Origin of the sequence: Sphingobacterium psychroaquaticum (assembly GCF_004421025.1) — a bacterium.
In the GTDB taxonomy this organism is placed as follows: domain Bacteria; phylum Bacteroidota; class Bacteroidia; order Sphingobacteriales; family Sphingobacteriaceae; genus Sphingobacterium; species Sphingobacterium psychroaquaticum.
The window spans coordinates 2,903,064-2,918,794 of the sequence record NZ_CP038029.1; the positions used below are offsets into that span (position 1 = coordinate 2,903,064).

The following is a 15,731-nucleotide window of genomic DNA, read 5'->3' on the forward strand; positions in this document are numbered from 1 at the left end:
TAATTCTAAATGATTAAGTTCCCTCTTTACAGGGAGTTTTCTGACTTTAGGTTTTATTTAACCGCTTTGTCAACAAGCGGCCAACCTGTTATGGTGGATACGTATGGTGTTATAAAAAGCGCCATCTTCTGATGTCCCGAAAAACCAGGATGCCAACCGGCTCCTAGATCCGAATCGAAATTCATCACTCCTTGAAGCGAAGCTGTTGCAAACAAGTGAGGATCATTCAAATCAACTAATACACTGTCGATATACGGTTTCACCGGCCCAGTTACAGCTGGAGCGACACATAGAATAGGTACATCCGGACCATATCCTTCTCGTACTTGCGCAATAATCCTCTTGTAAGCATCCGTAAACTCTTTCTGCGAAGGCTGCGGCTGGGTTGAAAAATCATTGATGCCCAACTTTACAACAACCAAATCCGGTTTGTACTGTGTAAATGTGTATATTGTAGATGGATCACTATCGAGCGTGTATCTCATATAATCGCGCATCGTATGTTTAGACGTTGTGACCGAATCACCATAATTACGTACCGCTCCCCTTCCAGAATGTGCAATCAACGCATAATCTGCGTTGAAATACCGAGACAAAATACAAGCGTAGGTCTTATCTGCATTTTCAGTTTTTACCGAAAATGGTTCATTGCGATCTTTACCATCCGTTCCGTAACCGACGGTATAGGAATCACCTATAAACTCAATAAAACGCTTCCTCTTTTCAGGATTTGCTTCGACACGTGATGTTGCGTCGACCATAATATTTTGTATGGTGGTACACCCAAACTCTGCCTCCGATCTTCTCTGAACACGAATAAGGTGCTTTTTATTTCTTGCCAGCTTCGCCGCGATGTTGATTACCGTATCTTTGCCCGCAATACGTATCTCTTGCGTTAATTTATGATCAACAAACACATTATAGAAGCTTTCGCCTTTATCCGATGCCTTTATCCAACACGATTCTCCAGTCAGTACAAATTCGAAATAAGTTCCAGGCCAATCAAAGGTCACTTCTCCATTGGGCGTATTTATTGTACGACCATAATAAGCGATTGCAGCTGCATTAGCAGGTATTTTTTGTGTTTTCTTATACTGTCCAAACGAACTTAGATTACAAAAAACAAACAAGAGAATCGTTGTAATTTTAATATACATCATAACAAAGTTAAAAGACTTTATCCTGCAGCTTTTCCGAGCTGCAGGATAAAGAAATAGTTTATTGGTTGATTTAACGGTTATAGCGCATCTGATATGCCATTACGCCGGCAGTCGTTTTATTATCGGTCGCCATCGTAGCAAATATAGTAATATCTTTGCCAATAACTCGTACATCAAGGTCGCCATAGCGGTTGTAATTTGTACCGCCATACGCATCTGATTCAAAGAGCATAAAATCACGATAACCACCTGATTCAGCGACCAATGCCATCTTATTTGGATCTGTTATATCATATACTTTTATATGCGTGGCATCCCAAGCAAAATACCCCTGTGTCAACATGGCCATAAACTTATTGCCGTCGATGGTAAACACCTCGAAATCCATTATTTTATAATAGTGATTTGATGTTGCCATTGTTTTCACATCCATTGTTGGTGAAAACTGCACAAAACGACTCCCTTTCTCTCTATTTGGATCTGTTCCTAGATAGTTGCAATATGTTAAATAGTGATCTGAATTAGGATCTAACGACTTTCGTTGAACAGTTGCAAATGTCCAAGGATCGGCTCCAGCGTATCGGATAACCGTTGGCGTCGTACTCTTGGCAACCCCATTTTCAAATTCCCAATAGTAAATCTGATTGTCTACAGCAGGTGCCGTTGCGTATACAAAAGCTTTACCTTCTTTCAGGTTTCCAATGACGGACACCTTCCGTCCAATCTCTTTTGGCGCACCTGCGGCGGCGGTGTAATTCAAGATCAATTTTGGCTGACTATCGATATCCTCATAATAATAGAGCATAAGTCCGGCAGAATAAATATTATATCGATTAACGATAAAATGGTCCGCATCATCTGCAACCACCTGCATACAGTAGGTTGTTGGCGGTGCGATAATCTTCACAAAACTACCATTATCCGCATTATACACACGCACGCCAACATCGGCTGCCATACTACCCCCCGAAAAATCGGCCACCAAGATATGGTTTTTCACAACAGCCAGACCTGAAATGTTGGTACGCAACACACCGATTTTCTCGGCGGTATTGAACCATAACTTTTTAAATGTCGTACGCGGAAGTACAGCGACGGCCTTAATAACATGACGTTTCACATTTCCATCCCCATCAGTTACCGTAACGTCCAATGGTTTTGTAAAATCCATAATTCCAGTCAGAGCCGGTTGAATATGCGCATTATTTTGTAAACTCGCCGACGCTCGTAGCTGAGACAAATCGACGGGTTCTTCTTCCGTTGTCGGGACTTCGACATACACGGTATCGCCATCATTGTATGGCCCTGTTGTCCGCGCTTTATATTCCGTGGACTGTCCCGGAATACTTAACATAAAATCCAACAGTCCTTTATCAAACTTATTATCCTTTCGTAGTTCAATTTTCTGACATGCGGCCAGTGTAACCGCCAGAAATGCGATAAAGATATATTTTATACTTGTTTTCATTGCTTCACATTTAGATTACTTCCATTCATCAAACTGTTCCACTTTCGCATTCCGCTGAATCTCTGTGAGCGGAATAGGGAACCGATTATATTTCTCAGGGTAGACACGCGTACGTTTATTGTCAGCATCTACAATTTGATACGTAAAGGTACCTTGTGCTCCTTTCGTGATCTTAACACCGTCGACATGCGTTCCGTGCAACACCGTTGTCGCCAACCCCCACCGGCGCAGATCCCAGAAGCGATGTCCTTCAAATGCCAGTTCCACCATCCGTTCATGACGAATCAAATTCAATAAATGCGTCCTATTTGTTGCGGCTAAGTCTTTTGTAAATCCAGCGCGGCGACGCACCTTATTCAGCGCCTCTGCTCCATCGGTCAATCGATCCTGCTGCGCATACGCTTCTGCTTGGATCAACAATGCTTCCGCATACCGCATAAAGTAAAACGTTAATTCTCCCTGTCCCAAATCGGTTAGCTTTTCATCAAAGAATTTTCGTAGGTAATAACCGGTACAAGTTGTACCTCCACCAATCGCATAGCCATCTTTAGATCCTTCAAATGTCTCCATTGTCCGTCCTTTCCAAGGCGCACCATTATACAATATCGACGCATAAAACCGTGGCTCTCGTCCTTCGTAAGGTTTCGCCGCATGTGCCGTATTGCTCCAACTAAAATCTGTACCATCCGCCATTTGGTATTCGCGCACCAGATTATCCGTCGGACTAATTTGCGCATATCCTCCATCTAAAGGCGGACCAAAGAAGTAATCAAAAGAGTACTTAAAGTTTGGTGCCAGATAACCAAACTCAAGGATACTTTCTTTATTTTCTTTTGCTTCCCGACGGCGCTGCTTAAATAACTCTGCATAATCGGGATAAAGATCGTAAAGATTCAACGCCTGCAACGCTTCCACGGCATCGGAAGAAGCTTTCCATCTTTGTGCATATAGCATCGCGCGTGCCTTCAGTCCGAGAGCCGCTCCTTTCGTTAATTTACCACGGTTACTGGCCGAAACGGTTACCGGTAACTGAGCCGCAGCTTTATCCAAGTCAGCAGCAATAAAGTTCCATACCTCCTCTGGTGTATTTAATGGACGAGCAACGCCATCATTTAAGTCATTGTATAGAATCACCCGGGCACCGTAGCGTTTCGCCAATTCAAAATAGACATACCCTCGAAAAAACAAGGCTTCTGCCTCGGCGCGCTGGTAGAACTCTTTCGGTAAGTGTTGTCCATTCTTTTGTAATCCGTCCAAAAACTCATTACAGGTACGAATCCAGGTATAACCCCAGGCCCAGTTATCTAGGGCATTTGCTCCGGGTGTGATCGTTGTCGATCCCAATACCAATAGATTGATCTCATCGTTCGGCGTATTCTTTTTTAAGATATCGGCATACGCATCTTGATTCACATGTGAGGTGTAATAAGTTTGTCCTACAAGTGGATAAAACTTATTGAGCGACAGCTCCACATTCGCTTCGCTACTCCAAGCCACTTGTTCCACATAGACATCCGTTAATTCGGGATCAATGGAACAACTTTGAACCGCCAATAGGCTGAACAAAGAAAAGGTACAATAGATATATTTAAATTTCATAATCGTAGAAGTTAAAAAGTAAGCGATAAACCAAATTCATAAACACGCTGTTGCGGGTAGTATCCTTGATTGACACTTGGCATCTCCGGATCTAGGTAATCCAGGTGGCTCCATGTAAATAGGTTGCTGCCCGATGCATGTACACGAACACGTTGAATATTCGCTTTCGCCAACCAAGCCTTCGGCAAATTATAACCAATCTGTGCTGTCTTCAACCTTACATAGGAACCATTTCGCAACCAAAAGGAGGAAAATTTACCGCCACTCTGTGCTGATTGTGTACTTAAGCGTGGGTACTTGGCACTTGGATTTTCAGGGGTCCATGCTTCCTCCACCAAATACTTTGGCGAGTTTCCATCCTGATAAAAAGGCATCGTGTAAAAGGTATTGTCATACACCCCCGAACTGCTATAAATTCCCGATAATGCAACATCAGAGATTGCTGCACCTTGGAAGAATGCATTGAAGTCAAAGTTTTTATAACTACCGCCAAGGTTCAGACCAAACATCATCTCAGGCAAATCACTTCTTCCGATAATAGTCCAGTCCTGATCCCAGGTAATACGCCCATCGCCATTAAGGTCTTTCAGTTTTACTTCACCCGGACGAGTTGGTCCAAAAAGGGCACTATGGTCAATCTCTCCCTGCGATTGGAACAGTCCATCCGCTAAGAAACCATACTTCATACCAATCGAACGTCCCGTTTTACGCAAATGATCTGGTATATTGGCATCTTCTGTGATCTCTACAATCTTATTTCTTGACCAACTCACATTACCCCGAATATTATAACTGAAATCATTGATCTGCTTGCGATGTGTTACTATCAATTCAAAACCACGCCCATCTACAATACCCGAGTTTACAATAGCAGGGAAGTACCCCCCAAAGGAAGGTGGATTCAAACCGGATTGACCCTGAAGAATATCTTTAGTCACACGGTAAAACACATCCGCTTCGACGCCCAATAATCCATTCCACAACGTTGCCTCAAATCCTCCATTATAGGTTACGGCAGTTTCCCAACGTACATCGAAATTCGGCACCGTGGTCACATTCAGTCCCTTATTTAAGTTGTTGCCAATCATGACAACAGGATTTGCTCCTAGAGACATCGATCTAAAATATTGGTAATCTGCAATACGGTCATTTCCTAGCTTACCTACGGAGGCCCGTAATTTCAAGTCATTAACGACCGATGTGAGCGGTTTAAAGAATGGCTCATTAGAAATTCGCCAGCCAGCCAATACTGCAGGGAATAGATCCCAACGTGACTTCGCCGGAAGTTTTTCCGACCCATCATAGCGCCCCAATACCTCCAAGAGATACTTATTGGCATAATCGTAATTAAAACGGAAAGAGTATCCTGCACGACTACTCATACCATGCCCGCCTTTTACAAGATCGTTGATAACTTCCTCTCCAAAACTTAAATCCATGATGTCGGTAATCGTGTATCCGCGACGTCCGCCCGACATAGAACTCTGATCTGTACGTAGATATTCATAAAGAAGTAAACCATTGAAGCTATGCTGCCCCATTTTCTTATCATAGCTGATAGAGGACTGCATCGTCTTCTGCCACGAATCCGTAAACCACTGATTAAGTGTAGCCACGCCAGCTGACGCGTGTCGTGCCCACGCCATTGCGTACTGCTTGGTTGAATTATTATACACATCCAACTGATACGGAAGTAGAAACGACTTTTTCATGGTATACCCCTTATCGAAAGCACCATTTACTTTCAAACGAAGGCCCTTCACGCCAGGCACTTCATATTCCAACGACAGGTTACTTTGCAACTGGCTATTACGGGAATTACTTTCACCAGAAAAATCGCGTGCAGCCAACGGATTCTGGTTACCATTCCCCCCATTAAAACTTCCCACCGGAACCCCCGCAGCATTGTGCGTAGGTAAGAACGGATAAGACATCATGGCTTGTGCAAAGATAGAAGCATAGCTATTTCCTAAACCTGCAGATAGTCCTGGCTCGGTTCGCTTGTCATCTTTATACGCAACATTGACCGACAACTTGAGGTTGTCCAAGATATCAGCATCTAAATTAACACGGCCGTTATAGCGATCATAGGCGGTACGATCAATGATACCATCCTGGTTAAATGCGCCAACAGAAACAAAGTAACGTACGCGATCACCTCCTCCATTTAAGGACAGATTATGGGTCATCGTTGGGGCGCTACTTTTAAATAACAAACCAAACCAGTCGGTATTAGCATATTTCCCGTCGGGATCACCGTTGGTAATCTTATCGATATCGGCCGCACTAAATCGTCTCGCCGTTTCGGCTACCCCATCCAGCTCCTGTGCCTTATTGTACCACGTGGCATATTCCGGACCATTGAGAAACTTGGGAAAAGAAGTATTGGTGCTTAACGCATACGAACCGTTGTAATTGATCGTTGGTTTCTGTGTTGTCCCGCGTTTGGTGGTTACCAAAATAACACCATTGGCACCACGGACCCCATAGATGGCTGCTGATGCATCCTTTAACACCGAGATACTTTCCACCTCTTCCGGATTGATCTGTGGAAAACTACGTTCAATACCATCCACAATAATCAATGGACTACTGTCTCCTGTTGTACTGTAGCCACGCACAAGCAGGGATGCTCCGTCGGATCCTGGCTGGCCACTCGCCTGACGCGTCACCAATCCTGGTAAGCGCCCCTGAAGCATAGCAGACAGGGTTCCTGTAGGTCCAGTTTGCAGATCTTTACCTTGTACTTGTGAAATTGCACCGGTAACACTAGCCTTTTTCATCTTGCCAAATCCGACAACGATAACTTCTTCTAACGTACCTTTATCCTCCTGCAAGAGAATTTCAAGCGGCGTCCCGCTCACACCCACCACAGTATCTTTGCTCACATAACCCACCGCAGTAAACAGCAGGCGTACCTTTCCCTTGTCTACCGTCAACGCAAAGTGTCCGTTCTGATTTGTCGAGACCCTGTTTTTACTTGATTCACGGATCGTCACACCTTCTAGCGGTTGACGCCCTGTCGTTGTACGAACAACTCCCTCAATACGGGATTGCTGTACCTGAGCTCTTGCATGGATGCAAGAGACCATACCTAAAAAGAGCATACTTCCCGAAAATAGCTTTCGCCGAAGGTACCGTTCTTTTTGTCCTGGTTTTTGTTTAAATGGATTCATAGATTAGTTTGGTAGTTAATAAGTAGGTGTACAAAATCTTCATATTATTAATATTTATTTTAAAATAGATGCGCAATATTATTTTTTTTAAAAATATAAAAAGAGCAAAATAAATTATTTAAGCATAACTTCATACGCAGTTAACATACACGGATACTTAGCCGTAAAAGATTAAGAAAAAGGCTCTTATTTGCTTTTCTGGGTGTTAAGGATTTTCTTGAGATACTGCTGATAATCGCGAAACAAATCCAGTGTTCGAGGTTCCCCTATACGGATCGACATTTTAGGATCATTAAACACCCCAGGAAATTGATAACACAGAATTTTTTCAAAATTCTGAAACAAGTTAAGGTCATGAATGATTTCTTCCATCGGGCGTGGGTATAAGGATTGATCTTCATTAAACAGAAATGTCTCCAAATCGAACCATAAATGGGATCCTGCCGCGTCACATAACGACTGCAATAAATCCGCTGACTCTTTGCCTGTTAAATCACCTTCTGGCATCCGTGCAAAACCAAATGGACAAAGGATGTCTAGGTTTTGTAATAAAGCGGGATAGGTATCAAGACCTTGTGGCACCTGCATACTATTCGTTGCCAGCATAATCGGCTTCGCGGGTGCTATATCATTACAGTAGGCTTTAAATTCCCGAAAGAAATTAACGATTTCATTTTTTCGTTGCATCCTTTTGGCTTCCGTTTGTTCCCAGTTATCCAAATTCCCTCCACTTTCTTCCGAAACGTAAAATCCATAAAAAGAGCGATGATGCCCATATTTATCCCACAGCTCCTTTGCTACTTTTTTATGCCATTCCAAAGACTCTTTCGTAAAATCAAACCAGGCAAACATCCCTACACCAACGAAAACATGCATATTCAACTTGTCTGCTTCCGCAAGCATCGCTTCTACCGGATCATGTGCTGTAATCGGCATCTTTGAAGGATAAATATCCGAGGGATAAAAGGCTTTTCCAGTATAATTTTCGACTGTCGTTTGATGCTTGCCCACATATTCCTCCTGACGAAAAACCTCCTGGATAACGATAATATCCATTTTCAATTTATGCATCCCCTGTACCATCTCTCCCCACTGTGCATCGGTCATCTTTTGGATATCTTTATTCCAGTGCTTTCCTTCGGTTTCGCTCCAATGGTAAATGCCTGCCCAAGCGCCGTCGATTAATCGCGTCGATCGAATATCTGAATCCAATACTTCAATATCTTTAATTTCACGGTACGTTCGTTTCCCGTCCGTTACCGTTAAGATAACCCGGTTTTTACCGACAAGATTTGTTGTTGGTAAAACATGTTTTACTTCGTAGGCCTTACCTGGAGGTATTTCTTTTTTGGAAAAATGCAACAGGCTTTCCGACTTCTCTTCTTGCAAGTAGATACGTACCTCTACGACCTTGCTACGCTCCTCTTCATTGCGCAAGCCGGCACGAATGTCCAGATCAACCTTATTGGTAATCGTGGAGGGTGGTATCAAAGTCAAGGAAATACCATCCTTAGCATGCAAAACTGATGGTGAGAAAAGCCATAAAATAAGGCCTAAAAAAAATAGATTCTTCATGTTACTATGTTTCATTATTTTAATTGATTGATTAGGTGGAGCAGCAGTTCGGGTTCATCCGTGGTAATCATATCTACGTCACTCCTCAAATACTTCAACAGCTCTTGTTCTTCATTCACGGTCCATACATTGGTAGTTAAGCCTAGCCTTTTCGCTTTCTCCACCAATTCGGTATCTTTTCTATATTTATAGAAATCGTAATCCAGACCGGTTATCCCATCTTTCTTCAGTTCCTCAACCGTCTTATCCCCATAGAGGTATGCGGTCTTCGCAGATTTATCCAATTCGCGAATACGCTTCAGAACCGCATAATCGAAGCTGATATATTCTATGTAAGCCTGCGCCTTGATGCGGTGAACAATGGAGATGACAGAATCTGCTAATGCCAATGCTTTTCCAGTCGGAGAAGGCTTTATCTCCAAGACCATCTTGGTTTTATTCTGTTTCGTCGCTATGGTGATAAATTCAACTAGAGAAGGAACCGGATCGCCATTTGATAACGTAGAAGCGTATAGATCTTTTGCTGTCGACTCCTCCACAGTCAGCCCACCAATATGTGGATCATGTGATAGTACGACAACGCCATCTCCCGAAAGCCAGACATCAAATTCAGATCCTTCACATCCCAGTTCTACTGCGTGCTGAAACGAACGGATAGAATTTTGCATTACCCCAACTTTTCGCCATGCTCCACGGTGCGCTATCACTTTGTTGGTCAAAAACTCATCCTTCACCAATTCAAATGGATACGATTTCCCCGAGATTTGTAAGGTAATACCAAACGCATGCCCCCCTTTCCCTGCATACAAGGCACGCCCTTTACGCAGCCGGATGACACCATCCTCGGAAACATTAAAAAGCTTTGACGTATCATGTATAAGCTTCACACGTGCTACTTTAGCATCATTTATAGTTATTACCCGTCCAATGACCGCCCCTTTTTTCGCAAGCGGAATGCGATAATTGTCTAACGTAACGTAACGATGAGTAACCACTTGGCCATGCAATACGGAACTTAGAAAAAGCATAAATAAGACCGTTAACGACCTTTTAATCTTTTTTGTGTTGTACATATGTTGTATATTTTTTCCCAAAACGATCCTGCACTTCGATTTGGATTTTACTGTTTACTTTTTTAGGTTTTGCAGCGAACAGATGATTAGTCTCGGTTGTCCAAATCCAGCTGTAATCATAGCTGCTTTTATTTTTCACAATATCTGCCGTGGTCTGCGGATCTCGACCTACATAATTTTCCATATCTCCCATGTAGATACCATCTTCATACCATACCACCTTCCAATGGGGGTCATAATTCCACACCAAAGCTGTAATTTCCTCCATTCGTTCAGGATTCGTTCCTACAGGATAAGTCCTAAATTGTATATCTACTGGAGAACCAATGGCCTTATAATACCAACTTAATTCATCTCCATCTGCGAGGTACACGGTATACCCCGGCGGTGTACCATCCGCACACTCGGGTCCTTGCCAAAAAATTCCGGAAACCGAGGCTTGTGTATGCTCCCAAATATTAGGCGCCGGATGATGATGATCATGTAAATGTGTATGTCCTGAAATAATGTGAACACGATAATCAGCGAGTATGGCATATAGAGCTGCCGCGTTCTGCAGCACCTGTTGTGCATCGTTCTTTCGGAAAGACACGGTGCTTGTCGGAATATGCAAAGCCACAACAACCGTACTACCGGGGCTCACAAATTTCAAATCTTGTTCCAACCATGCCAACACTTCCTCCGACAAATAACCAACATACGAAGCCCCTTTACCGAGATAAAACACATCATCCAACACGACGTAATGGATCTTTCCCCGATTAAAGGAATAGTAAGTCGGCCCAAAGTTTGCCTGAAACAAAACGGATGCCGTTTCATGGCTTCGTGTGCCCAGTTCCAGATCGTGGTTTCCCTTCACATAAAAAAACGGAAGAGATGTGCGGGCAAAAAGTTCCTTGACCGGATTCAGCAAGGCTGGCTTATCGCCGGTGATATCGCCAAGCACCATCCCATGCACCGGCAATCCGGGCAAAGAGGTTTTGACATGCTGCATAAGATCCTCCATATAGGAATCACATACCCTTACATCGCGATCTTTGTATACTTGCGGATCTCCGATAGCAACCATAGCATGCTTTTCATCTGATGTTGTTTTTTGCACATAAAAATCATAGGTCTGCGCCTTATCATCTGCTGTATTTAATACTTGGTAAAACTGAGGGGTCCCCCCTGCTTTACCCATGGAATAACCAGCTGGAATCGTAATAAAAATATGGATTGCCTGAGGTGCGGTCATCAACTGATAAGCGCCTTCAGAATCAGTCTGTACGACGGCAAAGCCGTCGCTTACGCTCACCCCTTCTACCGCTCGCCCGTCTACAGTCTTTACTACGCCCGATACAGATTTCGCAAGCATAATATGCGCCCAACATATAAACGTCGCGAATAATAAAAATAGACGTAGCCTTCCCTTCATCTTACTTCGTTTGCGGTCCTTCACGATAGATTAAATAATCACCGAAATAAAGTTGGATTTCTGGCCTAGGTGTTACAAGCCGAACTTCCACTTGATGTTTTGTATCGGTTAACTGATAACGCCAAAATAGCTCAGGTCTACGGTCATTAGCTTGCGTATATAAGGTCGCGGTCTCCACCAGCTTACCATCAATATATAAACCCGCTTGCGCTGTTTGATCGGGCAGCTGTGAATCGGTTTTAATAAGATGACCGCTGATAACGACACCTTTACCCTCAAATTCAAAAGTAAAAGTATCATCATATCGCTTACCGACCTTCACTCTATCGGTCGGAAAATGACCGGCAAAATTCTCCTCATAAGCCACTGCTACGGGATGTTGCAGTGGAATATCTACCATTTCGGGATGTAGTGTTCCGCCATTTTTTTCAATATTGGCCAAAGCAAGCTTCATATTGACTTCATAGATATCATGCAATGCGTACGCTGTAAAACTGAACGGTTTATCTTCTGCTTTCTTTAACGAAGATAGCCACGGTTCAGGTATCTGGCTGTAGCCTTTCATTGTCCCAATAATTCCACATGCAGTGGCGGGATTACAATCAGAATCCTGCCCCGCCCTTGTGGCAATATCCATTGTTTTGAAAAAGTCTCCTTGCCCATACAGCAAGGCCATCACCACATAAGCAGCATTTAATTTAGCGTCAATATTCAATGGATGAAAGACACCGTTTGGACAACCGATATCTTCAGACCATTTTTTCTGAATCTCCCACCACGTAGCTTTCCAATCTTTTGGATTGCGCTTATGGAAAGCGATAACATCCGTAATACATTGGTAAAATTTACTTGGCTTCGGAATTGCAGTTAACGCTTCGCCCACAATCCGTGCAACATCATGATGCCTAAAAGCAAGGGCATACATATTAGCGACATATACCCCGCCATAATATCCGTCGCCAGAGGCGATCATCCGACCGGTACGTTCACAAATACTTGAGGCGGCTTGTGGAAGAGCCGGACTTATCAATCCGGCAAAATCCGCTTCTATTTGAAAGTCTATATCATCGGCATGCGGATTATGTAACCAATGTCCTGCCTCTAGAGGCGGAACACCATTTCTCAGATTATAACGAGCCACCTGATTGGCATGCCAGAGCTCATATTCTTTACCTATAAATGCCTGGGCAAAAGAGTCGATTGGAGCCTCTAACCCTAAGCGATCAAATACTTCTAGAAAAGTCAAATCCACATAGACATCGTCATACAGGCCCGGAAATTCCCGCATCGCTCTATTGATATAATCATCTTCCCATGGAATCTTCTCGTAGTCCTGTATAAAAGTTCCTTGATAAATAAACTCACTCGGCCATCCATAAGTCACACCAATCGTCTGTCCTGCCCAACCGCCTTTAATTTTATCCAAGAGAACTTTTTTTGATAAAGAAAACATGGATTTTGCCTTGGTCTTATCTTGCGCCTTTACCATAACAGTAGCGCACTGCAACAGCAACAAGCCGCAACCAAGAAATATATATTTTAATTGTCTCATAGGTATACAGATTTAGTTCTTTTTATGTACTATTCTTACTTTACGAAGAGGGTCTCTCCGCTAATTCCTCCAACACTTTCCAACATTGATAAAGTCCCCGTGGAATATGAAAACAACCTTTCCACTTCCCTCCTTTTAATGGGATGAGCACTTCCCCCTGCCGATTTAAATAACCAAACCATTCGGGGTATTGGGCATCTTTAAAGTGCGTCCAGGTGTAATCGTGGACACGTTCAAACCAAGCTAAACATTCCTTCGAACCTGTTAATTGATATCCCTTTATCAGAGAGATTAGCGTTTCCACATGAACCCACCATAGTTTCTGGTCCCATTCCAATTGCTGTGGTGGTCGCCCTAAGCGGTCCAAGAAATAAAAGATACCACCATGCTCATGATCCCAACCATATTTCACCATATTTAAGGTAATTTCAACCGCTTTTTCGATCAATTCTTTCCGCTCTAAACGAACTCCCAGATCCATAATAAACCACATAGCTTCTATGCTATGCCCCGGATTAACGAGCCGTCCCTCGAACGTATCAGATAAAGCACCATCCTTATCCACATTCTCGATCACAATACCGCCCAACTCCGGTCGGTAGAAGACATGAAGCACCTCATGTAAACATTCTTCAATCAATGTATCCAATAACGCATGAGGCAAAAGATGTTCTATTTCCAGTGCGAGATTACAAAGGATCATCGGAAGGGTAAAGTTCTTGAGGTCTCTTGTTCCGGGAACTATTTTACTCCAAGGACCTTTTGGGTTATCAACCTTAGCGCGAATAATATCAAATGTCTTCTTCGCTACCTCAGCATAATATGGGTTTCCAGTCGCTAAGCTGAGTTGTCCAAACGCTATTGTTGCAAACGTATAGGAAAAGATGTTGTAGGGTTGCGTCAGTGGGTTCCCTTTTCGATCCAGCGAGAAGTACCAATTAAAATCCCCATCATGACCATGCTCAAGTAAAAAAGTAGCTCCATGTTCGGCAGCATCTAACCACTCCTGTTTCTGTTCCACTTTATTGTACAAGGAGGCAAACATATAAACCTCACGCGCCTGCAGCCACATAAACTTATCGGTATCAAACACTTCACCTTTCTGATCAAGACAGGTGAAATATCCACCATATACTTTATCAAGTGAGTTTTTCAACCAAAAAGGCATAACATTCTCTAACAGTTCTGTTTTATACTGTTCACTTAATTTTTTAAAATCCATTTATTGTAGGTTTATATTTTTTTTGCTGCTATTAATTAATGTATCCAATGACGTTCTATTTCTTCGAGTGATTTCCCTGTCGTTTCAGGAACCAACTTCCACACAATGAGCATGTAAGGCACGCACATCACCGCAAAAAGAAGAAATGTTCCTCCTGGGGTAAGATTCACCAATAGCCAAGGCGTCAGCTGTCCGACTAAATAGGTTCCAACCCATAGCGATAGCCCCGCGACCGACATGGCAACACCGCGGATATTATTAGGATACATTTCTGACAGTAGCACCCAGATTACAGCAGAAATAGAAATCGCACAGCTAAAGACATAGGCTAGAAAACAAACCAACATAAAGGCACTTGGCAAACCTATTTCTTTACCCCATATGAAATAAATACTGATGAGAAGGAGAAAAAAGATCATGGCCGAAACGCCCAAATAAACCAGCCTTTTTCGGCCCACTTTATCAATGACAAAAACAGCCAATATCGTAGTCAGTACATTCACCAAACCAACAATTACTTGATAAAATAGCGAGTCACCTCCAGACAGACCGCTACTTTCAAAAATTGTAGGACCATAGTACAATACCGCATTAACCCCCATAAACTGACCAAGAATAGCAATAGCTGCACCTATCCATACAGCCTTACGAACGCCTGGCTCTTTGAGTAACTTCCAATTCTGTTGCTGTCCAGCGCTACTACGTACATCCTTAATTTTCGCTACTTCTAGTTCAGCCACAGACTTCGAACGATATACACGGGTAAGCACCGTTTCAGCTTGCGAAAGCTCCCCCCGTAGAACCAGCCACCTCGGGCTCTCGGGAATAAAGAATAAGACGATAAAAAAGAATATGGCTGGGATTCCAGAAATACCCAGCATACCGCGCCACACCTCTTCATGAAAAATCCAACGCAGCCAACCCTCTTGTAGATTTGCTCCGCCTTCTAAGGAAAAATTTAGGAGTACATAATTTACCAGATATGCCCCTAGAAACCCAATCGTTACTGCCAGCTGATATAAAGAAACTAATCGGCCCCGATATTGAGGTACCGAAAGCTCCGAAATATACATGGGTGAAATAATAGATACGACACCAATCCCTATTCCTCCGATTACGCGCGCATAGATTAATTGTTGAAAATTTGGAGCAAAGGCGCAGTAAAGTGCGGAGACAGCGAACAAAATGGCTGCAATAAAAAGCGCTTTACGGCGACCAAGCCGATCGCCCAAATATCCTCCACAAAGTACGCCAATGATGGACCCTACTAATGCACACCCAACATACCATCCTTGGGAAACGGTATCCAAACTAAATTGGGTCGAAACTTGGATAATGGTACCGGAGATTACCGCGGTATCATAGCCAAATAGAAAACCGCCAATTGCGGCCACTACCGATAAAAATGCGATGTAATTTAAATTAACTGATTGGTTCATATTTTTCGTTTTCTGAGATATGTAAATTGTTTTTTAGGTTTTTTAAATAC

Annotated in this window: 10 protein-coding genes; all 10 read right to left on the bottom strand. The window is 43.1% G+C overall.

All coding sequences use genetic code 11. The annotated features are described in order from the left end of the window. Positions 1 to 53: 53 nt before the first annotated feature. The 10 genes from E2P86_RS12325 to E2P86_RS12370 all read right to left on the bottom strand — a co-directional run bounded on the left by E2P86_RS12325 (position 54) and on the right by E2P86_RS12370 (position 15,681). The gene (locus E2P86_RS12325) at positions 54 to 1,160 is read right to left on the bottom strand and encodes an SGNH/GDSL hydrolase family protein (RefSeq protein WP_085471358.1); all 1,107 of its coding nucleotides are present in this window, start codon (positions 1,158 to 1,160) and stop codon (positions 54 to 56) included. Positions 1,161 to 1,230: 70 nt separating this feature from the next. Further along, a complete protein-coding gene (locus E2P86_RS12330; RefSeq protein WP_134433364.1) occupies positions 1,231 to 2,628 on the bottom strand; it encodes a DUF5018 domain-containing protein in 1,398 nt (465 codons plus the stop codon). Positions 2,629 to 2,643: 15 nt separating this feature from the next. Then, positions 2,644 to 4,227: a RagB/SusD family nutrient uptake outer membrane protein gene (locus E2P86_RS12335; protein ID WP_085471356.1), complete on the bottom strand. Its 1,584-nt coding sequence runs from the start codon at positions 4,225 to 4,227 to the stop codon at positions 2,644 to 2,646. An 11-nt stretch (positions 4,228 to 4,238) separates the two neighbouring features. After that, positions 4,239 to 7,403: a SusC/RagA family TonB-linked outer membrane protein gene (locus E2P86_RS12340; protein WP_206367966.1), complete on the bottom strand. Its 3,165-nt coding sequence runs from the start codon at positions 7,401 to 7,403 to the stop codon at positions 4,239 to 4,241. A 186-nt stretch (positions 7,404 to 7,589) separates the two neighbouring features. After that, positions 7,590 to 8,978 (bottom strand): DUF4434 domain-containing protein, encoded by a 1,389-nt coding sequence (locus tag E2P86_RS12345; protein WP_134433366.1) that lies wholly within the window; start codon positions 8,976 to 8,978, stop codon positions 7,590 to 7,592. A gap of 14 nt (positions 8,979 to 8,992) precedes the next feature. Next, complete coding sequence (locus E2P86_RS12350) at positions 8,993 to 10,006, bottom strand: glycerophosphodiester phosphodiesterase family protein (RefSeq protein WP_206367967.1); 1,014 nt, start codon at positions 10,004 to 10,006, stop codon at positions 8,993 to 8,995. Positions 10,007 to 10,028: 22 nt separating this feature from the next. Further along, positions 10,029 to 11,408, bottom strand: coding sequence for a calcineurin-like phosphoesterase C-terminal domain-containing protein (locus tag E2P86_RS12355; RefSeq protein WP_166785202.1), 1,380 nt, complete (start codon positions 11,406 to 11,408; stop codon positions 10,029 to 10,031). Positions 11,409 to 11,469: 61 nt separating this feature from the next. After that, entirely contained in the window at positions 11,470 to 13,020 is a 1,551-nt protein-coding gene (locus tag E2P86_RS12360; RefSeq protein WP_134433370.1) for an ADP-ribosylglycohydrolase family protein, read from the bottom strand. 40 nt (positions 13,021 to 13,060) lie between these two features. Beyond that, positions 13,061 to 14,242 (bottom strand): AGE family epimerase/isomerase, encoded by a 1,182-nt coding sequence (locus tag E2P86_RS12365; RefSeq protein WP_134433372.1) that lies wholly within the window; start codon positions 14,240 to 14,242, stop codon positions 13,061 to 13,063. A 35-nt stretch (positions 14,243 to 14,277) separates the two neighbouring features. Then, on the bottom strand, positions 14,278 to 15,681 hold the full coding sequence (locus E2P86_RS12370) for a sugar porter family MFS transporter (protein WP_085471352.1): 1,404 nt from the start codon (positions 15,679 to 15,681) through the stop codon (positions 14,278 to 14,280). Positions 15,682 to 15,731 lie beyond the last annotated feature (50 nt).